The 25,980-nt window shown below is 59.9% G+C and carries 21 protein-coding genes; 7 read left to right on the forward strand and 14 right to left on the reverse strand.

Annotation, left to right across the window (positions count from 1 at the left end):
• Positions 1–64: 64 nt before the first annotated feature.
• Together ubiA and TX23_RS09320 are read right to left on the reverse strand one after the other, a co-directional pair.
• A complete protein-coding gene (gene ubiA / locus TX23_RS09315; RefSeq protein WP_057701935.1) occupies positions 65–955 on the reverse strand; it encodes a 4-hydroxybenzoate octaprenyltransferase in 891 nt (296 codons plus the stop codon).
• Entirely contained in the window at positions 955–1,518 is a 564-nt protein-coding gene (locus TX23_RS09320) for a chorismate--pyruvate lyase family protein (RefSeq protein WP_057701936.1), read from the reverse strand. Before TX23_RS09320 ends, ubiA begins: the two co-directional genes overlap by 1 nt.
• A 195-nt stretch (positions 1,519–1,713) precedes the next feature.
• Here TX23_RS09320 and TX23_RS09325 point away from each other — a divergent pair, with 195 nt between their 5' ends.
• The 4 genes from TX23_RS09325 (at position 1,714) to TX23_RS28410 (ending at position 4,824) form a co-directional block, all read left to right on the forward strand.
• Positions 1,714–1,881, forward strand: coding sequence for a rubredoxin (locus TX23_RS09325; protein ID WP_002555879.1), 168 nt, complete (start codon positions 1,714–1,716; stop codon positions 1,879–1,881).
• A 36-nt stretch (positions 1,882–1,917) separates the two neighbouring features.
• Positions 1,918–3,066 carry an NAD(P)/FAD-dependent oxidoreductase gene (locus TX23_RS09330; protein ID WP_057701937.1) on the forward strand — a complete coding sequence of 383 codons (1,149 nt, stop codon included), beginning with the start codon at positions 1,918–1,920 and terminating at the stop codon, positions 3,064–3,066.
• Between the two features lie 191 nt (positions 3,067–3,257).
• Positions 3,258–3,533, forward strand: coding sequence for an HU family DNA-binding protein (locus TX23_RS09335; protein WP_003195589.1), 276 nt, complete (start codon positions 3,258–3,260; stop codon positions 3,531–3,533).
• 280 nt (positions 3,534–3,813) lie between these two features.
• Positions 3,814–4,824: a type III secretion effector protein gene (locus TX23_RS28410; protein WP_244885948.1), complete on the forward strand. Its 1,011-nt coding sequence runs from the start codon at positions 3,814–3,816 to the stop codon at positions 4,822–4,824.
• A 180-nt stretch (positions 4,825–5,004) separates the two neighbouring features.
• Here the strand turns inward: TX23_RS28410 and TX23_RS28235 are convergent, their stop codons facing one another.
• The 12 genes from TX23_RS28235 to tssA form a co-directional block, all read right to left on the reverse strand.
• Positions 5,005–5,592 (reverse strand): hypothetical protein, encoded by a 588-nt coding sequence (locus TX23_RS28235; RefSeq protein ID WP_186559158.1) that lies wholly within the window; start codon positions 5,590–5,592, stop codon positions 5,005–5,007.
• A complete protein-coding gene (locus TX23_RS09350) occupies positions 5,589–9,914 on the reverse strand; it encodes an RHS repeat-associated core domain-containing protein (RefSeq protein WP_057701939.1) in 4,326 nt (1,441 codons plus the stop codon). The genes TX23_RS28235 and TX23_RS09350 overlap by 4 nt, the downstream gene beginning before the upstream one ends.
• 14 nt (positions 9,915–9,928) lie before the next feature.
• Positions 9,929–10,363, reverse strand: coding sequence for a DcrB-related protein (locus TX23_RS09355; protein ID WP_057701940.1), 435 nt, complete (start codon positions 10,361–10,363; stop codon positions 9,929–9,931).
• A 15-nt stretch (positions 10,364–10,378) separates the two neighbouring features.
• Entirely contained in the window at positions 10,379–12,325 is a 1,947-nt protein-coding gene (locus tag TX23_RS09360; RefSeq protein ID WP_057701941.1) for a type VI secretion system Vgr family protein, read from the reverse strand.
• A gap of 156 nt (positions 12,326–12,481) precedes the next feature.
• Positions 12,482–15,145 carry a type VI secretion system ATPase TssH gene (gene tssH / locus TX23_RS09365; RefSeq protein WP_057701942.1) on the reverse strand — a complete coding sequence of 888 codons (2,664 nt, stop codon included), beginning with the start codon at positions 15,143–15,145 and terminating at the stop codon, positions 12,482–12,484.
• On the reverse strand, positions 15,138–16,181 hold the full coding sequence (tssG, locus tag TX23_RS09370; RefSeq protein ID WP_057701943.1) for a type VI secretion system baseplate subunit TssG: 1,044 nt from the start codon (positions 16,179–16,181) through the stop codon (positions 15,138–15,140). The genes tssH and tssG overlap by 8 nt, the downstream gene beginning before the upstream one ends.
• Positions 16,145–18,004: a type VI secretion system baseplate subunit TssF gene (gene tssF, locus TX23_RS09375; protein WP_057701944.1), complete on the reverse strand. Its 1,860-nt coding sequence runs from the start codon at positions 18,002–18,004 to the stop codon at positions 16,145–16,147. Before tssF ends, tssG begins: the two co-directional genes overlap by 37 nt.
• A complete protein-coding gene (gene tssE, locus TX23_RS09380; RefSeq protein ID WP_057702288.1) occupies positions 18,001–18,516 on the reverse strand; it encodes a type VI secretion system baseplate subunit TssE in 516 nt (171 codons plus the stop codon). The genes tssF and tssE overlap by 4 nt, the downstream gene beginning before the upstream one ends.
• 78 nt (positions 18,517–18,594) lie before the next feature.
• Positions 18,595–19,083: an Hcp family type VI secretion system effector gene (locus TX23_RS09385; RefSeq protein WP_005792512.1), complete on the reverse strand. Its 489-nt coding sequence runs from the start codon at positions 19,081–19,083 to the stop codon at positions 18,595–18,597.
• 172 nt (positions 19,084–19,255) lie between these two features.
• Complete coding sequence (gene tssC / locus TX23_RS09390) at positions 19,256–20,752, reverse strand: type VI secretion system contractile sheath large subunit (RefSeq protein ID WP_057701945.1); 1,497 nt, start codon at positions 20,750–20,752, stop codon at positions 19,256–19,258.
• A gap of 2 nt (positions 20,753–20,754) precedes the next feature.
• Entirely contained in the window at positions 20,755–21,261 is a 507-nt protein-coding gene (tssB, locus tag TX23_RS09395; RefSeq protein ID WP_003195557.1) for a type VI secretion system contractile sheath small subunit, read from the reverse strand.
• Between the two features lie 54 nt (positions 21,262–21,315).
• Positions 21,316–22,335: a type VI secretion system protein TssA gene (gene tssA, locus TX23_RS09400; RefSeq protein ID WP_057701946.1), complete on the reverse strand. Its 1,020-nt coding sequence runs from the start codon at positions 22,333–22,335 to the stop codon at positions 21,316–21,318.
• Between the two features lie 393 nt (positions 22,336–22,728).
• Between tssA and tagH the strand changes: the two genes are divergently transcribed.
• Genes tagH through tssK form a run of 3 tightly spaced genes read left to right on the forward strand, consistent with a single transcriptional unit; the run spans position 22,729 to position 25,974 of the window.
• Positions 22,729–24,054: a type VI secretion system-associated FHA domain protein TagH gene (gene tagH, locus TX23_RS09405; protein ID WP_057701947.1), complete on the forward strand. Its 1,326-nt coding sequence runs from the start codon at positions 22,729–22,731 to the stop codon at positions 24,052–24,054.
• Positions 24,055–24,111: 57 nt separating this feature from the next.
• On the forward strand, positions 24,112–24,621 hold the full coding sequence (gene tssJ / locus TX23_RS09410) for a type VI secretion system lipoprotein TssJ (RefSeq protein ID WP_057701948.1): 510 nt from the start codon (positions 24,112–24,114) through the stop codon (positions 24,619–24,621).
• Between the two features lie 18 nt (positions 24,622–24,639).
• On the forward strand, positions 24,640–25,974 hold the full coding sequence (tssK, locus tag TX23_RS09415) for a type VI secretion system baseplate subunit TssK (protein WP_057701949.1): 1,335 nt from the start codon (positions 24,640–24,642) through the stop codon (positions 25,972–25,974).
• Positions 25,975–25,980: the final 6 nt, after the last annotated feature.

Below are 25,980 nucleotides of genomic sequence, written 5' to 3' on the forward strand. Positions count from 1 at the left end.
ACTTGAATGTATTCACACATCAAAATGTGGGAGGGGGCTTGCCCCCGATGGCGTCAGCCCTGCACTACCGAACCGCGTAATCCACCACAATCCCGACAAAAATCGCCAACCCCGCCCAATGGTTGTGCAAAAACGCCTTGAAGCACTTCATGCGGTCCCTGTCTCGCGTGTACCAGAACTCCCAGGCAAAACAGCCCGCCGCCGCCAGCAGCCCCAGCTGGAACCAGCCCCCCAGCTCAAACCGCGCGCCGGCCAGCAACAGGCACACCAGCGAGAGCCCTTGCAAAGTCAGAATGATCACGCGATCAGCATCGCCAAACAGGATGGCGGTGGATTTCACCCCGATCTTCAAGTCGTCATCACGGTCGGTCATGGCGTAATAGGTGTCGTAGCCCACGGTCCACAACAGGTTGGCGATATACAGCAACCACGCGGTGGCGGGCAGGTGACCGGTCTCGGCGGTAAACGCCATCGGCATGCCCCAGGAAAACGCCGCGCCCAGCACTACCTGCGGGTAGTAGGTGTAGCGCTTCATGAACGGGTAGCTGGCCGCCAGCGCCAGGCCGCCCAGGGAGAGCAGGATCGTGCTGGCGTTGGTCAGCAGCACCAGCAGAAAGCTGATGCCCATCAATACGGCAAAAAATACCAATGCTTCTTTAGAGCTGATCTTGCCGCTCACCAGCGGGCGTTGCTCGGTGCGCTTCACATGGCCATCGACCTTGCGGTCGGCCCAGTCATTGATCACGCAGCCGCCGGCGCGGGTGAGTACAACGCCCAGCACGAAAATCACGATATTGATCAACGACGGCGAACCCTTGCCGGCGATCCACAGCGCCCACAGTGTCGGCCACAGCAGCAGGTAGATGCCGATGGGCTTGTCCATGCGTGTCAACTGAATGAAATCCCAGGCCCTGGGGTTCAGGCGGTTCAAGGACTTGAGCAGACGTTGGTACATCAGCAGTTCTCCGGATGATCGTGCAACGCGCGCCAGAAACTCGGCAAAAAGACTTCTGCCACCAGCACGCTCAGCGCGCCGCGATCGAAGCGCGAGCGACGTGCCCACAGATTATCGGCCTGGTCCGCTGTCGGCAGCCAGGCACGAGGGTAGTGACACACTTCAATGGCCTGGCGGGTAAAGGCGCGGTCGCAGAACAACAGCTCCCCCAGCGAACGGCTGCCCAACTCGTCCATGTGCAGCCCATCGCCCTGCAAGGCACTGCGCGCCGCCACGCTGCGGGCAAACACCCACGGCTGGCCATGTCCGCGCAAATAGACCTCGCGCACCCAACCGATACTGGCCGGCGGCAGGTCCAGAGCGGCGCATTCGTCGTCGCGCAACGGTTGCCAGCCTTCGAACAGCGGCGTCACGCTGAAACCCTCGTTGGACAGCCCGGTCAGGCGCCGGGTCAGCGAGCCTTCGTCAAACAGCCAGTTGAGGGTCAAGGGCGTGGGCAGGGGGCTGAGAAGGCTCTGGGTCAGCCATCGGCAAGCATCGGAAGGGGCGATTGAGTGCGGCACGGTGAGTCAGTATTGGCAGCAAAAGAGGCGGCGAGCTTACCATGGCACCCTGAACTTTTGCCGCGCCAAACCGGCCGTTTGCGCCGATCGTGCTTGCATCTGCCGGCCCCGATCAGTACAAAACGCCCTGAGCCGTGCGGCAACGCTGGATCCATCGACCGCCGGCCAACATGCCTGGACTTGAGGAAGCACGTAATGAAGAAGTGGCAATGTATCGTCTGTGGCTTGATCTACAACGAAGCGGACGGCTGGCCGGATGACGGAATCGCTCCGGGCACGCTGTGGCAAGACGTCCCGGAAGATTGGCTGTGCCCGGACTGCGGCGTGGGCAAAATGGATTTCGAAATGATCGAAATCGGCTAATTCTTAGTTTAAGACACGTACTACAAGGAGAAAGGAATGAACGCACCTGTCGTGATCATCGGCACAGGATTGGCCGGTTACAACGTAGCCCGGGAGTTTCGCAAGCTCGACAGCGAGACCCCATTGCTGCTGATCACCGCGGATGACGGGCGCTCCTACTCCAAGCCCATGCTCTCCACCGGTTTTGGCAAGAACAAGGAAGCCGATGGTCTGAGCATGGCCGAACCTGGCGCCATGGCTGAGCAACTCAAGGCCCAAGTGCGCACCCATACGCGCATCAGCGGCATCGACCCGGGCCACAAGCGCCTCTGGATCGGCGAGGAAGCGGTGGCCTACCGCGACCTGGTCCTGGCCTGGGGCGCAGAAACCGTGCGCGTACCGGTCGAAGGCGATGGGGCTGAACTGATTTTCCCGATCAACGACCTGGAAGACTACGCGCGCTTTCGTGCTGCGGCTGCCGGCAAACGGCGCGTGCTGCTGCTGGGCGCCGGCCTGATCGGCTGCGAATTTGCCAATGACCTGATCCTCGGCGGCTATGAAGTCGATCTGGTTGCGCCGTGCGAGCAGGTCATGCCGACCCTGCTGCACCCGGCAGCTGCCGCAGCGGTGCAAGCCGGGCTGGAAGGTATCGGTGCGCGTTTCCACCTGGGCCCGGTGCTCAATCGCCTGCAACGCACGGCTGATGGCCTTGAAGCGCACCTGTCGGATGGTGATGTGATCCACTGTGACCTGGTGGTGTCCGCCATCGGCCTGCGCCCACGTGTAGACCTGGCCGCCGCCGCCGGCCTGCAAATCAACCGCGGGATCATGGTGGACCGTCACCTCAAGACCTCCCACGCTAATATCTACGCCTTGGGCGACTGCGCCGAGGTCGATGGCCTGAACCTGCTGTACGTGATGCCGCTGATGAGTTGCGCCCGCGCCCTGGCGCAAACCTTGGCCGGCAATGCCACGGCGGTGAGCTATGGGCCAATGCCGATCACCGTGAAAACCCCAGTCTGCCCGCTGGTGGTGTCACCTGCGCCACGGGGCACCGAAGGTGTGTGGAGCGTCGAAGGGCAGGGCGCCGACATCAAGGCGCTGTGTCGCGATGCCAGCGGCCGATTGCTGGGTTACGCGTTGACCGGCAGTGTCGTCATGGAAAAACTGGCGCTGAACAAAGAACTCCCACCGTTGCTGGCGTAAATGCCAGTCGTTCTGTCGGAATCAGCACCTTTTGGCCTGTAGAAAGGTCGCAGCGAGACTGGCGCGGCGCCCGAGGGCGTGCCATCCTCACTCCCGTCTGCCGCAGAGTAGAGCCTGCGGCGCCTTGGGCGCTGCTCCACCAGAGAGCAGCACGGACATAACAACAAAAAACCGTCAAAGAGGCTTCATTTATGCGTAAACCAGATCTCGCAGCCGCCATCGCTGAAAAAGCAGACCTCACCAAAGAACAGGCCAACCGCGTTCTCAACGCCGTACTCGAAGAAATCACCGGCGCCCTGCACCGCAAGGACAGCGTCACCCTGGTCGGCTTCGGCACTTTCCTGCAACGCCACCGCGGCGCCCGTACTGGCAAGAACCCGCAAACCGGTGAGCCTGTGAAAATCAAGGCGAGCAACACCGTAGCGTTCAAGCCGGGCAAGTCGCTCAAAGACAGCGTCAACCCGTAAGTAAGCGGTACCGTCTCGAAGGGAGGCGGGGCGGTAAAGAAAATGGGCACGCCGACGGGGTCGGGTGCCCATTTTTATTGGGGGTGAAAAAGGGTAGTGGGGAATATAGTAGTTGTCTCTTCCAAAATTATTAATGGTTGAGGTGGCGCCTGAGTTGTAGCCATTTTTAGTGAGTAATTATTTTTAAATAACTAGATATGGAACTATATCGGTACGGATTAGCACATACGGCATGAGACAGCAGGGAGCGCGCTCTAAACTAATTTTTAGAGGTGTATATATGCAAATCTTCAATCAACCTCCAGTGCCATTGCTCACACCATCAACCCAACAAAAAACGACGGAGGTCAAATCTCCATCGACGTCGGATAGTGCGGGTACCGAGGCAAATAGTTCAAACGATAAACTGTATTACAGTCAGGACAAGGGGCGCGCCCAATACCCTCAAGCAAGCCCTGAGGAACTCTTTAGTCGAAGCGAAATTGCGGCTAAAAGATTCGGCTTTCCAAGGATCGGCGTCAAGCCCAGGCCCAAGCCGCCCACGCCCAGACCGAAGCCCCCGATTCCAAAACCTATTACTCCAAAACCGATTACTCCCAAACCGAACCCTTTAGCACCTAAACCGGCCAAGCCTATGGTGCCTGGTTTAAAGCCAGCAGGCGGATCGAACAGTCCAGGGGCGGCACGTAACACTGCAAATGACATTGCCCGCCTGCAACAGAACAATGCTTTCCCGCCGGTTTCGCCGTCGGTTGCGGTTATGGTACGTAATGCGCTGCTAACTTCAGGTACCAGTAATTTGGTCAACAGCGGTTTTACCGTGGGGCAGCATTTCGTGTCCAAAGCTCTGGAAGAAAGGATTGATGCACAGGCAAAGATGCCTGGAGCAGAAGTAAATAAACCCGACGGCACGACGGACACTGTAGATTCTGACGCGACAGAAGAGCAAAAAATCCAGGCGCGCCTTACGGGTGCAGAAATAAACACAGAGCTTCTGGCCAACGAAGTTATTTTCATCAACGAAGGCCCGGACGCGAAGGCTGTTATAGCCAGCCCCGACGCGCCAACAGATACACACGGGCGTTTGACCAACCTGGAAAAGCGGATGGACGGGATAGAAAGCCAAATGCCTGAGCTCGCTAAGCGCTACGGACTTATCTACACCCCCTATGTGGCGCCTGAATCATCGGAGGCACCGACTGATCAGTCGCGTATGGAAAATGTTGAAAAACGCTACACGTCAATGAAAAAGATGATTAAAACGTTGGTGGTACTTAAGCAGAACGCATAAGAAGTTGGCTGGTTTTTGTACGTGCAGGGTTAAAGGGGGCAGGTTGATTTGATCTAAATAATCTGCCCACCTTTTGCAGTCTTTAATAAACTTGGGTCCCGATCATCAGGGCAAAGGGGACGGACATTATTCATTTGAGGGGCGTTCATTTAAATAAACTGCCTCATGAATAAGACTGCCTTACACAAGAGTAATAGAGTGAAATTCCAAAAAAGAATGATCAAAGTCAAGGCTCAGTAACTTATCTTTATACGCTTCGCAAATGACGATGTTAAAAGCTCCGCCCCAGCCCTCTAAGCGAAAAACCTCTGTATTTTTTGGAATTTTTTCTCTGCTTAACGTTGGGTTGAAAAAGAAACGACCTCTTGGATTTTGCCACTCTTTGACCACATGTGATTCGGGCCACGCCTCGTATTCTGACAGCGCCCAATCGACGCAATCGACATGTTTGTAAGCGTGAAGAAGACGATAACGCACGTTTTGTTTTTCGTGGCTGATGGGCAAAAATTGGACATGCTCCGTCAGCAAGTTATCCAATCCTTGGAGAGCTTCGTCGAACACAAAAAAGTCAGCCTCGATGGTGTTGACCGGTGCTGTTTTCCCATCTACGAGAATCTCATAGTGCAGAGGTTCGAGGGTACAAGGCGTTCTACTATTAGATAACTCAACATCGTCTACTTCCTCTCCTTTATAAACGAGCCCTCCCAGGTTTACATAACCTTCCCACTTTTTGCTGGTGACGTTTGGATTAAGTTTGAAGTAATTCATAAGTCTACTTTCCTCAAAATCTTATTAAGCGTGGAGGTTGGGTCCAGTGCCTCCTTCCTAAGCTCTGCGAGCTCGGCCTTGAATTGATCCGGGCCTTTTCGGCTTGCATTTTGCAGTCGTTTATAAATCTCTGCATGCATTCCATCGGGGTGCGGACCTTTATGTCCGGGCACGTCCACTTTGTTTAACGGGTCATTGAGTACGTCCCTGCGAGATTTTCCGTTTTTAAATTTCCCCAATCCATTTTTTTCAAACAGAACACGGTATTTAGGTGTCCATTTTGCATGTTTATTCGTGGCGATATGGTGTGTCGGCGCGCAAGCGGAGAGCCCCCAAGGATCAAGCCAACCTATCGGGTTTGCTGCGTACTGGTAGAGGTTGAAGCCTCCGGCCAGCCCAATAGGGTCTGTCGTCGTGAAGCGTCCCACATCGGGGTCATAAAATCTGAATATGTTGTAATGCAGTCCAATCTCTCGATCCAGGTATTGCCCCTGGAATCTCAGATTCTGTTGCTCAAGAAAATAAGGCTCACTTATTTCCTCGACAGTATTGCCCCATACGCGATATTTAGCTTGCCAGACGATATGACCGTCGGTTTCGGTAAGCTGCTCTGGGAGGCCAATGATATCGTTATGGTAGTAACGGATACTTTGTAGTACGCCGAAACCGTCGATTCGGGCCAGCGGTGCATAATCGCCTTCTTCGTAGACGTACACGCTTGATTGATTGTTTCGTTGCTCTTGCAGGAGCTGCAGGCCGTCCCATGTAAAAGAGCTGCGTCCCAGCGGATAGTCATTGGCACCATGCTCGCTCTTTTCAATGCGTCGCCCCAGCGGGTCGTAGGTCATCCTGACTATACTGCCGTTTTCATTTCGTACTTCTACCAGTCGGCTTTCTGCATCATACGCAAACCGCTGTAAGCCACGCGCAGCGCTACGTTTTTCAACCATTCGGCCAAGAGTGTCGTACTTGTAACGTTTGTCCTGATGAGTCAGCAGCCGGTTATACCGCACCAGCCCGCTCTGTTGCGGTGCGTCCAGCAGGTTTGCGGCTGCATCGTAGGCGTATGTTTCGCTCCGTCCCATCGAATGGCTGACTAGGACACGCCCGGTACTGTCATAGCCCATTAGCTCTTGACGGTCGTATTGGCGGCTTATCCGACGTCGCCCGATCAGGTTATCGCTGGGATCGTAGGTGTAGTCCGTCTCGACTACCGGCGGCAGTTGCCACGGCTGATCAATACTGCGGCGTTGGCGTGAGCGAACTCTACCGCTTCGGTCATATGCGGTACTCGTCTTGAATTGGCCCTGGGTACGCTGCACTTCGCGATGCACGCGATCACGCTCGAAGTCGCTGATGACTTTTCCATCGATGTTCAACTGATGCAGGTGGCCGCTCCCGTAGTACAGCCTGTTCAACCATCGACCGTCGGGCAAACCGGTTTGGATTAGATTTCCCAGTTCGTCGTAACGATGCCGCACAGACCCTGCCGCGCTTTGCTCTTCAAGTAACTGACCCAACGCGTCATAGCTAAAGCCGAGTGCCTGCTGGCGACCGTCCAGAGCGGTGAAGCTGACACCTACCAATTGGTCGTTCAGATCATGTTCATAAACGGTGGTACCGTCTGAAGTGACTTTGCTGATCAGGCGTCCTAGAGGATCCCGCTGAAACTGGTGGGACAGTGGGGCAACTGGCTCGCCTTCGATTCCCGGCAGGTAGTCTACGGCGATAACGTCGTCCAATTGATCGTAGGTGTAGCAGCGCCGGCTTTGGTCTAGGTCTTGCTGCTGCACCAGACGGTCTGCTGCATCCCACTCGAAGCGATAGCTTTCACCATTTTCATTCGTCAGTCTGCACAGTCGCCCATAGGCGTCGTGATCGAACATGATCGTTCGGTTGTGTGCATCCCAGCGTTGTTTGACCAGGCCGCGTACGTCATAGGCATAGCGCGTGGTGCTGCCGGCCGGGTCGATATAGGCCGTCAAATAGCCGCTGGTGCTACGTTGAAGTTGTTCCACGCGGCCATCCGGAAGCTGGCATTCCAAGAGCAGGCCCTGCGGGCTATACCGGTAGCGCACCGATTCACCCTCGGCATTGGTCTGCACCACCAAATTGCCGAAGGCGTCGTACTGATAGCGAGTGGGATAACCCGAACAGTCCACTTCTTCGACCAGTTGGCTCCATTCGTTCCAATGCAATGTTCTGGCTTTTTCCGTCGCATCGAAGATGCGCACCGGCTGGCCGAAACCGTCGTAGACATAGCGCGTACGGTTACCAAGAGGGTCGACTTCCTCGATGCAGTTGCCACGCTGATCGTAGCGGTAATGCCAACTGTGGCCCGCAGTGTCGGTTTCTACTTCGGGCAATGCCCAGTGTGCCAGCCACCGCGTACCACTGGTCCTGCCCAGCGGGTCGATCACCGCGCTCAAGTTACCTGACTCGTCGTAGTTGAAGCTCCACTGGCCGCCTTGCGGGTCAATTGCGGCCAGCAGTTGGCGGTCGTCGCTCCACTCGAACTGCCAGATATAGCCTAGGTTGTTGACGTAGCGTGTGATCTGGAACTGCGGGTTCCAATGCCGGGTGCTGACGCGCATCAGGCCATCGGTCACGCGAGTAATGCCAGCATCGAGATCGTATTCGAAGGTGTATTCGTCTCCAGCGTCTGTCCAGTGCCGACTCACGCGCCATTCCGGACCGCCTGGCCCCTCCACTTCAGCCCATTGGTAGAAACAGCGCAGGCCACTCGGCAGTTGGTGTTCGACCAAGCGCCGGCGGGCATCGTAAGCGAAGCGTCGTTGGGTTGTACTTTGCGCGTCCAAGACCTCGGCAAGATCGCCGTTGCTGTCATAGCGATAACTGACGAGCACGTCGCTGCGCGCATTGAAATGGTCCTGGCGCAGGTAACGTCGTTCGATATGGCTCACTCGCCCAGGGTGCTCTACGGTGTAGATCAGGTCGACGTGCATCAAGTCATGGGTGTCGCGCAATCGGCACAATCGGCCCTGAGCGTCGTAATCGAGGAAGATCCGCCCTTCATTACGATCACCCAGAAGGTGCAAGCGCATCCGCGCGCTGTTCAACGGGTCGGTTTCGAAGAGCCGATACAAGCCTTCGGTACTCTCGATAAGTACCGCCCCCTCTGCGCTGCGCCTGACGGCCAAGCCCTCGCCAGGGCTGAAAGCGCCGCCAGACAACGGGATATAGCCAATTTCCAGGCGGCGTCCTTGCTCATCGATATAGGTCAGGTTTTCATCGGCATCAATCTCTACGGCTACCTCATAGCCGACACTCCATCCCGCACCGAAAAGGCTGCCCTGGCGTGTGTCGAGGCTGCTGTAAAAACGCTGCCATACGATGTTGAGCAAGCCAGGCAGGATGAAATCCAGCTCCTCTTCCCCGCCCAGAACCTTGGCCCCCGTCGCGCTGTGCACCGGATTGGGCGAACCATTCATGGCGCTCTTGAGTGCCGAGGTGACCTTGGCGGTTCCGTAAGCGATCGCGCCACCCACCAACGCACCCCCGATCATGCACGGCAGCTTGGTCCAGAAACATTTCAGGTTACCCCGCAACGCCATCACCACGGCAATCGCCAACCCCACCCCCGGCGTTTTCCCGCTACGAATCTCCTGCACCACAATGGTCTCGCCACCAATGCGCACATCCGGCGAAATCAGGCCCTCGGCCGTCCCAATTTTCGCATCGCAGGTACTGCGATCCCCGCTGCGCGCCGCAGGCTGCCCGTTGATGAACACCGAACTGGAACCCTCGGCAATAAATTGCAGGGGCATGGGCGGGTGCTTGTTGCACGCCACGGTGTCCAGGGGGCAAGGCTCGGTGCCAGGGGCGGGCGAGGCGACGGTCGGGCGCCACATCTGTGAGAAAAACTCCCCCGCCATATCCAGGAAGCTGGGTGCCGGCGGCTCGCTGGGTGCGACCGGTACAGCGGTCATCTTGCCGGCTGCGCGGGCGGCCTTTTTGCCATTGATGAACACGTTGTGCGAACCGCTGGTGATGAAGGCATCGATCACCGGCGGGAACACCCAGTTGGCGGCGGACTCGCACCAACTGGATATCTTCAAGTCAGCCCCCGTGAGGCCAGCGGTAATGCCCACGACCGCGCCCACCACCAACACCAACGCGACGCCGCCAGTGGCAATGGTTGCACCGGTCGCGATGAAAACCGCCCCGGCAACGGCCAGGCAACCCACGGTAGTGAGCGCCGCATAGGCGGCCACTTCCAGCACGCCGCCGAGAATATCGGCCATCACCGAGGTGTGCAGCAGTGCGTCGCCTTCGCGGGCCGCCCAAAGATCCTCACTCATTGCTCAGACTCGACTCAGGGCGTGGCGAGGAAGTTGAGTGTGTTTTTCAGCGTTGCCCAGTGTGCCGCCTCGGCAGGGCCCAGGGGCTGGGTCTTGACGTAGCTCAGGGCAATCAGGTTGCGGGTGCCAGGTATCTGCATCGCCAGCTGATACTGGTAAATGTTGTCGCTGCCTTTGTTGAAGTGGTTCTGCACTTCAAACGCATCGATGTCCTGCGCTGGGCCGACCTTGACCGCTTGTGCAGGGGAGTAGCGCAGATCCTTGACCTGCTGCTCGAGTTTTTTCAGCTGGCCTTCAAAATTGCTTTGCAGGCTTTCGCCGTCCGCCAACGGGCTGCGGCTCACCACCAGGGTGGTGCCCAGCTTGGCGAACTTGAGGATATTGATCGAAGTGTCCTGTACCTCGGCATCAGGCAGGGTGAACTGGGCTTCGTTGATCAGATAGTTCATGGTGAAGAAATCTCGTTATTGACCAGCGCCGGGCTTACCGGGGAATTTTGATTCGACGGCGGACTTAATCGTGCTCTGCACGCCCTGGGCGCCGGGCGAGGTGCCCTTGTCGCTGCCCAGGTTAATGTCCAGTTTGCCCTTCGTCTGGATCTTGCTGCTGCCGGTGGAAAACAGGTTGAACGAGCCACAGGTCAGGTTGATGTCGCCGCCAGCCTTGAGCTCGATCACGCTGGCTCCGCACACCAGGCGAATACTCTCTCCGGCCTCGATGGTGTAACTCGTGGCGGCGCTGTCGGACTTGGCCGCGCCCACGATCACCGTGTCGTTATTGCGCACAACCCGCAGACGGTTGCTGCCGATGGTCACCGTCTCGTTATGGCCAATGCTCTTGTTGCGGTCATGCCCCACCGAGTGGCTTTCATCCACCTCCACCACGATGTCCTGATTGCGCTCGGCATGGATATACAGCTGCTCCAGGCCCTTTTTGTCCTCCATACGGATTTCATTGAAGTTGGCCGGCGTGCCGCCTTTGCTGGAGCGGCTTTTCATCCCGCTCTGGGTGGCGTTTTCCGGCAAGTCGTAGGGCACGGTCTGCTCAGCGTTGTACACCCGTCCGGTGATGATCGGCCGGTCGGGGTCGCCTTCAAGAAAGCTGACGATCACCTCCTGGCCGATCCGTGGAATCTGCATCGAGCCCCAGTTCTTGCCGGCCCAGGATTGCGACACACGAATCCAGCACGAGCTGTTCTCGTTGGATTGATCGTGGCGATCCCAGTAGAAATGCACCTTCACGCGCCCGTACTGGTCGGTCCAGATTTCCTCGCCTTTGGGGCCCACCACCAGTGCGGTCTGCGGGCCTTTGACGATAGGGCGATGGGTGTTGGCCAGTGGGCGAAAACTTTGCTGGGCGTCGATGCAGGTCAGGCTGCTTTCAAACTGCGCCGAGCCTGAACCGCCACCGCTTTCCAGGCTTTCTTGCACGATGTAGTAACGGCAACCGACGATCAGGTATTCGCGGTTCTGGTCCTGGCGACTGAAACCGGTGAGGCTGAACAGGTAGCCCGACCCCAGGCCCCGCGCATTGCCGGCGAACTCGATCTGCTCGTGCAGGGTTTGCAGGGCTTCGATGCGGGTGCGTGCGTAGTGTTCGCCGTCGGCGCTTTGCACGTAGGTGCCGGGGTAGTCGTACAGCGGGTAGTCGCCGCCGGTGTGCGGGCGCGGCATGGCCGAGCGCACGTCGATGCTCGCGCTGGGACGCTGGAAGTCGTAGTCGTTGAGCTCAAGCGAACCCGGCTGCACCTCCTGCGCCAGGTGCCAGTTGTGCATATGATCGCGTTCGCGCTGTTGCTCGTCCTTGGGGTAGTAAGGGATCGACGCGTAGCCGGGCACGCTGGTGTGGGCGCCATAAGCGTCGGCCAGCACCAGCACGTGGCGGTCCTGTTCATGGCGAAAGAAATAATAGATGCCTTCCTGTTCCATCAGCCGGCTGACGAAATCGAAGCTGGTTTCGCGGTACTGCACGCAGTATTCCCACTCGCGATACGGCCGGCTCAGGGCATCTTCGAAGTCAGAAAAACCCAGGTCACGGAACACCTGCTTGATGATCTGCGGAATGCTCAGGTTCTGGAAAATCCGGCAATCGGAGGTGCGGCTGAGCAGCCACAGCCAGGGGCGCAGAGTGACCTGGTAACTGGCGAACTGGCCTTTGTCGATGTTCTGGCTGCACCGCGCAACGATCCCGTGGAAATGCCGCTCGCCGCCGTCCGCCAGTTGCAGGCCGACGCTCATCGGTTTACCCAGCAACTGGTTAAGGTCGATGTTGGCGTCCAGGGACGTCAGTTGCAGCTCATAGTTGAACAGCCGACCCAGCTCTTCACCGCCGCCCATTTCATTGAGCAACAGCACATCCGGCCCGAGGGGGCTGGTGATTTTGGCCAGGCGTGAGGCTTGGTTGAATAGCATTGGGCGTCCTGTAAAGGTCTTGATTACTGAAGGAACCGAATCCAATGTGGGAGCTGGCTTGCCTGCGATAGCAATTGAACATTCAACATTGATGTTGACTGATACACCGCTATCGCAGGCAAGCCAGCTCCCACATTTTGACCGTGTCCCGTCAGGTCAATCTGCGTCGCTGAAGTCGTAGTGCAATTCATTATCCCGGCTGCTGATCCGCACTCCCGCCAAGGCCTTGCCTTCCAACATGCGCGTCAGAAATTCCCGGCTCATGTCCGGTAGCAGGCTGTTGGTGAGGATGGTGTCGATCATGCGCCCGCCGCTTTCGGTCTCGGTGCAGCGCGAGACAATCAGGTCGACCACTGCATCGTCGTAGTCAAAGGCGACTTTATGGGTGTTCTCCACGCGTTTCTTGATGCGGTTCAGTTGCAGGCGTGTGATCGCCTTGAGCATCTCGTCGCTCAGCGGGTAGTAGGGGATGGTCACCAGACGCCCCAGCAGCGCTGGCGGGAAGATTTCCAGCAGCGGCTGGCGCAGGGCCTTGGCGATTTCCTCGGGCTCGGGAATGTTCGCCGGGTCTTTGCACACCTGAGAGATCAGTTCGGTACCGGCGTTGGTGGTCAGCAGGATCAGGGTGTTCTTGAAGTCGATCACCCGGCCTTCGCCGTCTTCCATCACGCCCTTGTCGAACACCTGGAAGAAAATCTCATGCACGTCCGGGTGAGCTTTTTCCACCTCATCGAGCAGCACCACGCTGTAGGGTTTGCGCCGCACCGCTTCGGTCAGCACACCGCCTTCGCCGTAGCCGATGTAGCCCGGTGGTGCGCCCTTGAGGGTGGACACCGTGTGGGCTTCCTGGAACTCGCTCATGTTGATGGTGATGACGTTCTGCTCGCCGCCATACATGGCTTCGGCCAGGGCCAGGGCGGTTTCGGTCTTGCCCACACCCGAGGTGCCGGCCAGCATGAACACGCCAATCGGCTTGCTCGGGTTGTCGAGACCGGCGCGGGAAGTCTGGATGCGCTTGGCGATCATCTGCAAGGCATGGTCCTGGCCAATGATGCGTTTCTTCAAGTGTTGGTCGAGGTTGAGCACCGTCTCCAGTTCATTGCGCGCCATGCGGCCCACCGGGATACCGGTCCAGTCGGCGACCACCGAGGCCACGGCCTGGTAATCCACGGTTGGCAGGATCAACGGGGTTTCGCCTTGCAGGGTGGTAAGGCGTTGTTGCAGGTCGACCAGTTGTGCACGCAACTCATCGTTGCCGCTGTCCACCACACCGGCTTTTTCGCGCAAGGTGGCACGGGTAGCCAGCAACTCATCTACCAAGGCTTTTTCTTCAGCCCAACGGCTTTCCAGCGTGGCCAGACGCTCACGCTCGGCGGTCAGCAGCGCTTCGCTATTGGTTTGACGCGCACCAATGGCAATGCCGATCGCATGCTCACGGGCGATGATTTGCAGCTCGGTTTCCAGGGCCTCGATACGGCGACGGCTGTCGTCCACTTCCGCCGGCACAGCGTGCAGGCTGATAGCGACGCGGGCGCAGGCGGTGTCCAGCAGGCTCACGGATTTGTCCGGCAACTGGCGCGCCGGAATATAGCGGTGGGAGAGCTTCACCGAGGCTTCCAGAGCTTCGTCGAGGATCTGCACCTGGTGGTGTTTTTCCATGGTGGACGCCACGCCGCGCATCATCAGCAGGGCCTTGTCTTCCGACGGTTCGGCAACCTGCACCACCTGGAAGCGGCGGGTCAGGGCCGGGTCTTTCTCGATGTGTTTTTTGTACTCGGCCCAAGTGGTGGCAGCCACGGTACGCAAGGTGCCACGGGCCAGGGCAGGCTTGAGCAGGTTGGCCGCGTCACCGGTGCCGGCAGCGCCACCGGCACCCACCAGGGTATGGGCTTCGTCGATAAACAGGATGATCGGCTTGGGCGAGGCCTGCACGTCTTCGATGACCTGGCGCAGGCGCTGTTCGAACTCGCCTTTCATGCTGGCGCCGGCTTGCAGCAAGCCCACGTCGAGGCTGCGCAGCTCCACGTCTTTCAAGGCGGGCGGCACGTCACCGGCGACGATGCGCAGGGCGAAACCTTCGACCACGGCGGTCTTGCCCACCCCGGCCTCACCGGTGAGGATCGGGTTGTTCTGACGCCTGCGCATGAGGATGTCCACCAGTTGGCGGATCTCTTCGTCACGGCCGACGATAGGGTCGAGCTTGCCGCTGCGTGCCTGTTCAGTCAGGTCGACGGTGAAGCGCTTGAGCGCTTCCTGCTTGCCCATCGCGCTCGGCGCCATCGCACCGCTGGCCTCACCCGGCACTGCACCGGCATTGAAGCCATCGCTGGCGCTCAAGGCATTTTCCGGCGAGTCACCGACATACTCGTCAAAGCGCTCGCTCAAGGCTTCGGCCTTGATCTTGTCGAACTCGGCGGACAAGCCCAGCAGCGCATGGCGAAGGCTTGGCGTTTTCAGAATGCCCAGCACCAGATAACCGGTGCGCACCTGGCTTTCGCCAAACATCAAGCTGCCGTACACCCAGCCACGTTCCACCGCTTCTTCCACATGGGAGGACAGGTCGGTGATCGAAGTCGAGCCGCGTGGCAGGCGGTCCAGGGCCTCGGTAAGATCACGAGCCAGGCGCGCCGGTTCTACGTTGAACTGGCGGATGATGCGGTGCAGGTCGGAGTCCTGCAGTTGCAGCAACTGGTGAAACCAGTGGGCCAGTTCCACATACGGATTGCCCCGCAACTTGCAGAACACGGTGGCGGCTTCGATGGCCTTGTAGGCCACGCTGTTGAGTTTGCCGAACAGTGCGGCGCGACTGATTTCACCCATGCTCTGGATTCCTTGAGGTGGTGGCGTGGTCGGCGTAATGCCGAGCCAGGATTAGGTCGTTGGCGTCATGCGCAGGTTGGCCGAGCCAGGTGTTGAAACCCAGGCGGAACTGGCCGTTGAGTTGCAGCGCCGGAACTTCGGGTTGTTGCAAAACCAGGTTCAAATCCCAGTCCAATTCATGGCCCAGGTATTCGGCCACCCAGGCCACCAGTTCGTTGAACGGTTGATGGCCGGGCAGCATGCCCATGTAATCGTCCAGCTTGAGCGGGCCCAGGCGAATGCGGAATTTATGCTGGCGGTCCCATACAAAACGGCCCAGACAGAAGCCCATGCCCAACTGGTTGGCGCTCACACCGACGCGGCTGCGTTCGGGCAATTCCAGCCATTGGCCGACGTATTCTTCGATCGCCACCGGCAGGCCGAAATACTCGCCGAGGATCGCCTTCAAACCGTCCGGGTAGCGGGTTTGCGCCGACAGGTGGCCGCTGTAGTGCAGCTTGGCGGTATCGGGAATAAGCCCCTGATTGAGCAGGCTCGGCATACCCCGGCCACTCAGGGCGGCGAGGCGTGCGGACCAGTAGTCGTCGTCCGGCCGGTCGTGGCTGACCGTCGGCCGCGCCTCGGCCCAGGCGCGGTAGAACAGCGTCAGCAAGCGATGGTGGAACACATCCAGGAACTGCTTGCTGGTGCTGTCGGCGTTATTGCGCTGACGCTCGCGCACGTACTCGGTGATATGCAGCGGTAGCGGGCCGTTGGGGCCGCCCAGGCCGAAGAAGAACTGCTCAAGCCGCGCCGGTTTGCCGTCGCCGCCGGGGTCGACCGAGGCCAGTGTTGCCGGCGCGAAGGTGCAATCGGCCTGTTGTCCGAGGCGCAAGGGATCATCCGCCAGGCGCAGTGAATGGCCCAGGCGCGGCAGGTCCGGCGATTCGCACTCGATACGCCGCAGCGCCTGGAAGAAGTCATATTCCCAGGGCTCCTGATGCATCGCATCCAGGGTACTCACAGGGTCGGACGCCGTCCGGGCTTGGCTTTCCATCGCATGATCTCGCCGCGTTCGGTGGTACGGATCACCGTCTCGGTAAAACTGTTGATCGACACGTAGCGTGCCAGGAAGCGCTCCAGCACCGCACCGAGCAGGAACACGCCGGTGCCGCGAAACGCGTTTTCATCGAATTGCAGGGTGATTTCCAGGCCCCGGCCAAACACGATCGGGCCGGGCATCGGCAGGCGTCGGGTCACCGCCTTGCTGCTGACTTCGCGCAAGCCTTCGATTTGCAATTGCAGAGCGGCGTCGTTGCTGTCGCCGTACAGGCGCAACAATTCACGCAAGGCGCCGGCACCCTGGCCCTGTTCGCTCAAGGACAGGTAATTGAGCGACAACTGGCTGATCAGGCGCCAGGCCTTGGCATCGTGGGCATGGCTGGCGCGTGGGCGGCTGGGGCCGGCGACGCAACGTACAGAAAGCACCGGCGCGCTGTCGGCCAGGGTGAAATCGGTCTTGCCGTTGCCCACACTCATAAACAGCGGCAGGTCGCGGTTGGTGCACAGCGCCGTGACGCCTAACTGGCGCAAGTCATGGCCATAGGGCGCCTGGCGGCTGTCCACCAGGCTGACGAAGGTTTCGCTGCCCACGTAGGTGGAGCGCGGCCCGTTACGGCGCTGATCACTGGACAGCACGCGTGGCTCGCGGCGTACCGTGTAGTAAGCCTGGTCACGGCCATAACGCGACGGGTCGCGCACCGCATAGAACGGTAAAAACGGCTGTTCCGGGCCGGTGCCGTGGCCGGTGATACCGCTCAGCGAGTGAATCTCGAAATCCATCGGCCGCGTGCGGTCGGCGATCACATGGTGTTCGTTGACCCGGTCAGACAAGTGGATGCGGTCCACGCGTTTTGGGAACAGGTTGATCGCGGGGGTGCAGAACGGCAAAAACTGCGCTGCGCCAACGCTGCCTTCCAGGCTCGGTTCGTGACGGTCGAACAGCACGATCAGCTCCAGCTCCTGGCCGTCGCAACGCTTGACCGCCCGGCTCAGCTCGGCGAATTCGACGAACAGGAAGCGATGGGGCAGGGCGAAGTACTCCTGCAACAACCGATAGCCCTGGAACGCCCGCGCCACCACCGGCATCGCCGCGTCGGCATCGTCAAACCCGCGGGAGCGCAACGCGTCCTGGGGCAAACGCTCAACCCAATCGCCGCCGGGTTTGCGTGCAAACACTGCGCAGGCATTGCCCAACAGTTGTTCGTAGAGGCGAAACGGCTGCTCATCGGCACCGCTGAGGTACAGCGGCAGGTTATCCAGCTCAAGGCTGTTGAACGGTAATTCGGCGCCGGTGCGCAGCGTAAGGCGCAGACCGGCCTTGGCTTTCGGCTCACTGGCGGCCAGGCGCCCGAGCACGGCGGCGGGGTTGCCGAAGTATTCGGCGTGGCTGACTTGCAACGGCCACAGCGTCACCGGGTGTGCGGTGCGGTACTCGCAGCAGGTCTGGGTTTCGCGGCCCAGGGCGGCGCGCAAGACCGTGTCGCGGGGCAGGGGGAAACCGCTGGCCAGGGAGCCTTCATCCGGATCGGTCTGCAATTGCACCACGGTCATCGACGGGGTGGGCGCCAGGTAGTGCGGGTAGGCGATTTCCAGCAGGTTGTGGGTGAAGGTCGGGTACTCGGCGTCGAGTTTCAGCTGCACGCGAGCCGTGAGGTAGGCAAAGCCTTCGAGCAAGCGCTCAACATAGGGGTCGGCGCAGTCCATACCGGACAGGGTCAGCCGACTGGCGATCTTCGGGTATTCCTTGGCGAACTCGGCGGCGCTTTCGCGCACGTGGTGCAGTTCCTGGTTGTACAGCTCCAGCAGGCGCGGGTTCATGGGCGCCTCCGTTGGTCAGCATTGACCACGCGCACATGGCCGGACTCCAGGTCCAGATCGGTTTGCAGCAACAGGCGCAACGGCACCGGCTGCGCCCACAGGTCGCCTTCGATTTCGAAGCTCAGGGCGTTGTGGTTCATCTCGCCATGGCCGACCCGGGCTTTGACCCGCAGGGTGTGGCGCAAAATACGTGGCTCGAAGGTGGCAATGGCCTGATAGATCAGCTCTTCGAGGGCCTTGATATCGACACTGGAAACGCTGTTGCCCGCCAGCGCCGGCAGGCCGTAATTGACCACTGAAGTGCCGGCCGGGGTGTGCAGCGTCGCATCGGCATCGAGTAACGAGGTGGTGTTGAGCAGCCACGCCAGGTCACGCAGCACCGAGGCTTTCAATTGGGTCAGGGACAGCACGCGTTTGTCGGCGCTTTCCTTGGGATTGGTCGGGTCGTCGTCGGTCAACCGGTCCAGCAGGGACGGTTGCAGACGGTCGCGGGAAGCGATTTCAGTTACCACCAAAGCAGCTCCACGGACGGGTTGCGAGAGGGACAAGAGGCCTGTGGCCGTGGCGCGGGCTCACGGCCACAGGGGCTATCAACGCTTGGTGTTGGAACGGATGTTCCAGCCAAACTTGATCGCGCCGCCGTCTTTGGTGCCGTCGGCTTTCTGCGGCTGGTAGTCGACCATCACTTGGGCGAAGTTCAGGGTCACGTTCTCGGTCAGGCGGTCATCGGTGCCCGAGCCGCCGGTGCTCAGGGAGGTGACCAGCACTTCTTCCAGGTTGATCACCATGTACTCGACCTGGCTTTCACCACCGGCCTTGCGCACGGTCAGCTTGACCTTGTCGATGTGCTTGCCGCTGGCGCAGTGCATCATCAGGTTGGGCGAAGCCTTGTCGACGTACTTGGTCAGCGACAGGTCCTGGATATTCACCTTGCCCGCGCCGCCGCCGCCGCCAACGTGCATGTTGCCGGACTGGGCCATGCCCCAGCTCCAGTTCAATACGTCGATTTCGTCCTTGTGGGCCTTGTCCATGGACTCGCCCTTGATGTCGCCGATCTTGATGAAAATATCAACAGCCATGTTTTCTCCCTGTGTGGTCTCAGCCACGATATTGGGTTACCGCCAATGGGGCAGTGCTTTTCTGTGGGAGCTGGCTTGCCTGCGATAGCATCACCGCGCTCTGGCTGGCAGACCGCGTCGCCTGCATCGCGGGCAAGCTCGGCTCCCACAGAAGAACCGGTTCAACAGTTACTTATGCACTCTTGGCAGAAGGCAGCTTCGATACCAAACGCAACGACACCGTCAGCCCTTCAAGCTGGTAGTGCGGGCGCAGGTAGAACTTGGAGTTGTAATACCCCGGGTTGCCTTCCACTTCTTCCACGATCACTTCGGCAGCCGCCAAAGGGTGCTGGGCCTTGGTGGTTTCGGTGGAGTGCGCAGGGTCGCCGTCGACGTAGTTGAGGATCCAGTCCTGCAACCAGCGTTGCATTTCGTCCTTCTCTTTGAAGGAGCCGACCTTGTCGCGCACGATGCACTTCAAGTAGTGGGCAAAACGGCAGGTGGCGAACAGGTACGGCAGGCGTGCGGCCAGGTTGGCGTTGGCGGTGGCGTCCGGATCGTCGTATTCGGCAGGTTTCTGCAGAGACTGGGCGCCGATGAACGCGGCGAAGTCGGTGTTTTTCTTGTGCAGCAGCGGCATGAACCCGTTCTTCGCCAGTTCCGCTTCACGGCGGTCGCTGATGGCGATCTCGGTTGGGCACTTCATGTCCACGCCACCGTCATCGGTAGGGAAGGTGTGGGCCGGCAGGTTTTCCACCTCACCGCCAGATTCGATGCCACGGATGCGCGAGCACCAGCCGTAGTGTTTGAACGAGCGGTTGATGTTCACCGCCATCGCGTAGGCAGCGTTGGCCCAGGTGTACTTGGAGCTGTCGGCGCCGTCGGTGTTTTCTTCGAAGGCGAAGGCCTCCACCGGGTCGGTCTTGGCGCCGTACGGCAGGCGTGCCAGGAAGCGCGGCATGGTCAGGCCGATGTAGCGCGAGTCTTCCGATTCACGCAGCGAACGCCAGCCGGCGTATTCCGGAGTGGTGAAAATCTTGGTCAGGTCGCGTGGGTTCGACAGTTCCTGCCAGGAGCCCATGCCCATCACGGTGGGCGATGCGGCAGCGATGAACGGCGAGTGCATGGCGGCGCAGACTTTCGACAGCTCGCCCAGCAGTTCCACGTCGGGTGGCGACTGGTCGAAGTAGTAATCGCCCACCAGGCAACCGTAAGGTTCGCCGCCGAACTGGCCGTATTCTTCTTCGTACATCTTCTTGAAGATCGGGCTCTGGTCCCATGCGGTGCCCTTGAATTTCTTCAGGGTCTTGTGCAGTTCCGGCTTGGCGATGTTGAGCACGCGAATCTTCAGTTGCTCATCGCTTTCGGTGTTGTTGACCAGGTAATGCAGGCCACGCCAGGCGCTTTCCAGTTGCTGGAAATCCGGGTGGTGAATGATCTGGTTGACCTGGGCGGTGAGCTTGGCGTCGATGGCGGCGATGATCGATTCGATCGACTTGATCGCATCGTTGGACACCAGGTCGGTTTGCGCCAGGGCCTGTTCGGCCAGGGTGCGCACCGCGGTTTCCACGGCTTCGCGGGCACGCTCGGTCTTGGGTTTGAATTCTTGCAGCAGCAGGTTGGCGAACTCGCTGGCTTCTTCGGTGGCACCCAGGATCTGGCTGCCTTCGCGGGCGGTATTGTCAGTCATGATTACTGCTCCCCTGCAGGCTTGGGCGCGCTGGCAAGTGCCTGAAGCAGTGCCGGGTCCTTGATCGCCTTCATGATGATTTCTTCAGCGCCGGTCTTGCCGTCCATGTAGGTCAGCAGGTTGGCCAACTGAGTGCGGGCTTCGAGCAACTGGTTCAGCGAGTCAACCTTGCGCGCCACGGCGGCCGGGCTGAAGTCGTCCATGCTTTCGAAGGTGATGTCCAGGCTCAGGTTGCCTTCGCCTGTCAGCTCATTGGGTACGTGGAACGCCACGCGTGGCTGCATGGCCTTGAGGCGTGAGTCGAAGTTGTCGACGTCCACCTCAAGGAACTTGCGGTCGGCCACGGGTGCCAGCGGCTCGGCAGGCTTGCCGGCGAGGTCGGCCATCACGCCCATTACGAAGGGCAGCTGGACCTTCTTCTCGGCGCCGTAGAGCTCGACGTCGTACTCGATCTGCACTCGAGGCGCACGGTTGCGCGCGATGAATTTCTGAGAACTTTGCTTCGCCACGTTGCTGCTCCTGGTCGCTTGAGCGACGGTGTTGTTACTGCACGATCCGGCGGCTTATTCGCTGTCGGGGCCGCGCAGGTTTTCAAATTGGGACATGCCGTCGGGAATCAGATTGCGCACGATGGCCGCGAAGTCGGCGTGCACCAGATTTTTCGCTCGGTTCAACAACACCGGCAGGGGGCTCGAAGGCTCGTGCCGGGTGTAGTACGCAAGGATTTTGTCGAGGCTGCGCAGCACCTCATCGCGAGTGGCAATGTCGCCCGTTGGGCGAGGGGCTGCGGGTGCAGCGGCGAAGTCGACCGAGGGGGCATTGTCTTCACTGACGGCCTCGGGTTCGCTGCTGCTGTCGGTGCCGGGCACCGCTTGATTGAGGATTTGCAGGGCCTGTTTGAGCGGTTGCTTCAAGGCGCTGAGGTCCACGCCCTGGGCGGAACCGACCTGGTCATTGACCTGTTGCTCGATGGCTTCGCAGGCCGTACGCGCTGCGCTCAAGGCCTCGCGGGTGGCTTGCAGCAGCTGCGGGTCGCTGTCGAGAAATGCCGCGTTGAGTTGCTGGTTGCCCAGTTGCTCATCGGCAAAGCTCTGCAAGCCGCTGGCATTGAGCGCAGCGCGCAGGCTCACGGGCCCGAAGGTGCGCGAGCGGGTCAGGATGCTTTCGCGCAGCAGGCGGATATTGGTGTCGCAGGTCAGGCCGGTCAGGGCGTTGATGCGCACGGTGGGGTCGTTGTCGTCGTCGGCATCCAGGCGCGGATGCACATCGGCCCAGTATTCGCGCAGCAAGGCGTTGATCAGGGCAAGGGCTTCAGCCAGCCCGGCCACGCCTTGCAAGGCGAGAGAACTTTGCAGCAGGAAATGGGTGATGCGCAGGTCTTTGCTGCGCTGCAGCAAGTCGAGGCTCTGCTGCTGGATGCTGCGCCAGTCCGGCGGCTCGGCGGGCAGGATGGAGTCACCCATGCTGCGTTCGGGCTGGCCTTTGGCATCACGTTCCAATTGCAGAAATTGCGCGTCGTATTCCATATCTTCGCCACAGGGCGAAGTTGCAGAAACGGCGGTGAGCAGCAACGGCACATCCACTGAATTCGATCTCCTTATCAGCCCGCTGGAAGGCGAGCAACGCATGCATTAGTTGCGCGATGAACTGTGCATGTTTTCCTGGTCATACAATCAGAGTGCCACTACTGCGCCATCACTGATGTTCAAGAAGTTGTGCATTTTTGGTGTAGTACTTATGCCTTGTCAAGGTAAGCTATTCGCCCTCTGTGACAGATGTGCGGTGTTTAACAACCTGCGCGACTGGCGGGTCGAAAGGCGTGCCCATAGAGGATTTTTGTCATGTAAGCCAGTTAAGATCAGCGATCATGCTGGTAAAAGCAGATTTTAGCGGTGGTTTGCGCGACCGTGGGCAAAACTTCAGGGAAGCGTGTCCCTTTGGGTAGACAGGGCGCGATGTATCAGCAAGGAGGCAAGATGTCGCTGTGTTTGACTATCACTAGTTATCACAAGATTACCCCTGGGCAATGCGCCGAAAAGTCCATGGATCAGGGCAGGATAGCTATTGGCCGAAGTTCCGATAATGACTGGGTATTGCCTGATCCTGAACGTCTGGTCTCCTCCCAACATTGCGTTGTTCAATACAAAGATGGCCGTTACTACTTAACCGATAACAGCACCAATGGTGTGGAGTTGGTCAAGGCCGGTATTCGTATGCGCCGGGGTAACAGCGAGCCACTGCAAGACGGCGAGTTGATCCGCATCGGCGATTACGAAATCCAGGCGCGCATCGACTTCAACGTGCAAGCCGTCGACAGCCAGCCGTTTGCCGGTGAGTCGCCAAACAGTTTCGAAGCGCTGATGGGGGCCGTGGCCAACCCGCCTGCGCCGGCGCCAATGATCGCGCCGCAGTTCCACGGCGCCTCGTCGATGGAGACCCTGCCGGATCTGTTCGACTTCCTCAGCCCCACCGCCGTGCCGCCGCCCACCGTGGCGGACCATGTGCCATCCGAACAACACGACTTCCGCCCGCCGGCTCCGGTTGCTGTACCGGCAGCCGAGAAACCTGTGGTGCAAGGCGCTGTCATTCCCGAAGACTGGGACCTGTTTGGCGACACGCCAGCCCCCGTCGTCACGGCCGCGCCTGCCCCGGCGCCGATCGTCCCGCCGCCTGTGGTCGAGCCGGTTGCGCTCCCCGTGGCCGAGGCTGCGCAACACCCCGATCTGTTGCAAGCCTTCCTGCGTGGCGCCGGCCTCGACCAGCTACGCCTGGACCAAGCCGATGCCAGCGCCCAGATGGAATGCATCGGCCGCAGCTACCGGCTGATGGTCGAGGGCCTGATCGACGTATTGCGCGCCCGGGCCAGCCTCAAGGGCGAGTTCCGGATGCAGCAGACGATGATTCGCCCCGCCGAAAACAACCCGCTGAAATTCGCCCCGAATGCCGACGAGGCCTTACTGCTGCTGCTTCGTCACGGCAACCAGGCGTTTATGGCCCCGGACGTCGCCGTGCGCGACAGTTTCGACGATCTGCGCGCCCACCAATTGGCGGTGATGGCCGGCGTAGAAGCGGCAATCAAGCACCTGCTCACACGCTTTGAACCGGCGCAGTTGGAGGCGCGCATGGGTAAACCCGGTGGCCTTTCGAGCATTTTCAACGGCTCGCGCCAGGCCCAGTACTGGCAGCAGTTCACCGAGCTCTACAGCAACATTTCTCGCGAGGCCCAGGAAGATTTTCAGGACCTGTTCGGTCGCGAATTCAGCCGCGCCTACGAAGAGCACAGCGCACGACAGCGACGTTAAAAACACATCGCACCAATGGATAAAACGGATAGCTAAATACGTCATTGAGGACGCAGGATGATTCCCAGGTTTTTACTCGCAGCCGCTACCGCGCTGCTGCTGACCGCGTGCGCAAACGACGCGGCCAAACCCGAAGCGGCGGCCGACGCGCAAGCCAATAACGCCGCCGTCGAGTTGCACTTCCACGCGATTGCCGGGCTCAACCCCGGCGCCAATGGCCAGGCCGCGCCAGTGCGGGTGCGTATTTTCGAACTGAAAAACGCCGCGACCTTTTCCCGCTCCGATTACTTCGCCCTGGCTGACCGTGCGCAATCTACCCTCGGCCTCGACCTGCTGGACCAGGATGAAGTGGTGGTGCAACCCGGCCAGCAACTGAGCATCCAGCGCGACCTTAACCCGGCAACGCGCCAGATCGGCGTGCTGGTGGGCTACCGCGAGTTGGACCGCGCGCAATGGCGCACCGTGATCAACGTGGTGCCGCGCCAAACCAGCGAATACCAGATCAGCCTCGATGTGCGTGCGGTGCGCGCCGACGTCGTGGTTTCCCCCTCCAGCCCAGCCCAATAACAAGCAATCGGAGCCCCCATGTCCTGGAACAATCGCGTGGTCTGGTCGGAAGGCATGTTCATCGCAACGCAGCACTTCCAGCAGCATGACCGTTACCTGGAAAACCTGATCGACGCGCGCAGCCGCCCGTTGTCGGCAGGGGCCTGGGGTTTTTCCGAGTTGTTGATCGACCAGGGCCTGCTGGCCCAGGGCAAGCTGGCGATCGTGTCGGCCTGCGGCCTGTTGCCCGATGGCACGCCCTTCAACATCCCCCAGGACGACCTGGCGCCAAGCCCGTTGAATATCGACGACAACCTGCGCGACGGCTTGGTGTACCTGGCCCTGCCGCTCAAGCGCGCCGGTGCGCGTGACACGGTTGAAGAAGGCGAAGCCCTGGAAGCCGCGCGTTATATCAGCCAGGTGCGTGAAGTGCGTGACGACAACGCGCCGTTCGAAAACCGTGCGCCAGTGGCTGTGGGGTCGCGGGCGTTGCGCCTGCTGACGGCGCAGGATGGCATCAGCGACTACGCCGCCATTGGCCTGGTACGCATCAAGGAAAAGCGCGCCGACCGTGCGCTGGTGCTCGACGACACCTACATCCCGCCGGTGCTGAATGTGGCCGCAAGCAAACCGCTGACCGCGTTTCGCAGCGAACTGCTTGGCCTGCTGCACCAGCGTGGCGAGGCCCTGGCGGGGCGCGTGGTGGCTTCCGGCGCTGGTGGCGCTTCGGAGATTGCCGATTTCATGCTGCTGCAACTGGTCAATCGCGCCCAGCCGCTGATCCAGCATTTGAGCCAGTTGAGCCCGCTGCACCCGGAGCGCTTCTTCAGCGAATTGGTGAGCCTGGCCGGTGAGTTTTCGACCTTCTCTACCTCAGGTCGCCGCCCTCAGGAATACCCGCAATACCAACACGACGACTTGGCGTTGAGCTTCACGCCGGTGATGGCGGCCCTGCGTGAAGCGCTGTCGATGCTGATCGACAGCAAGGCCACGCCGATCCCGATTGTCGAGAAGGCCTATGGCATCCACGTAGCGATGCTGGCCGACAAGACCTTGCTGGACAACGCCAGTTTCATCCTTGTGGTGCGTGCCGATGTGCCCGGCGAAACCCTGCGCGCACGCTTCGGCCAGCAGAGCAAAGTCGGCTCGGTGGAGCACATCCGCGACATGGTCAACCTGCAACTGCCGGGCATTGGCTTGCTGCCGCTGCCGGTGGCGCCGCGTCAATTGCCGTACCACGCCGGTAGCACCTACTACGAGCTGGACCGAGGCAGCGAGCACTGGCAGCAGTTGAGCAATTCCGGCGGCTTTGCCTTCCATATCGCCGGGCAGTTCCCAGGCTTGAACCTGGCTTTCTGGGCGATCCGAGGATAATTGGCG

Origin of the sequence: Pseudomonas paralactis (assembly GCF_001439735.1) — a bacterium.
GTDB classification, from domain to species: domain Bacteria; phylum Pseudomonadota; class Gammaproteobacteria; order Pseudomonadales; family Pseudomonadaceae; genus Aquipseudomonas; species Aquipseudomonas paralactis.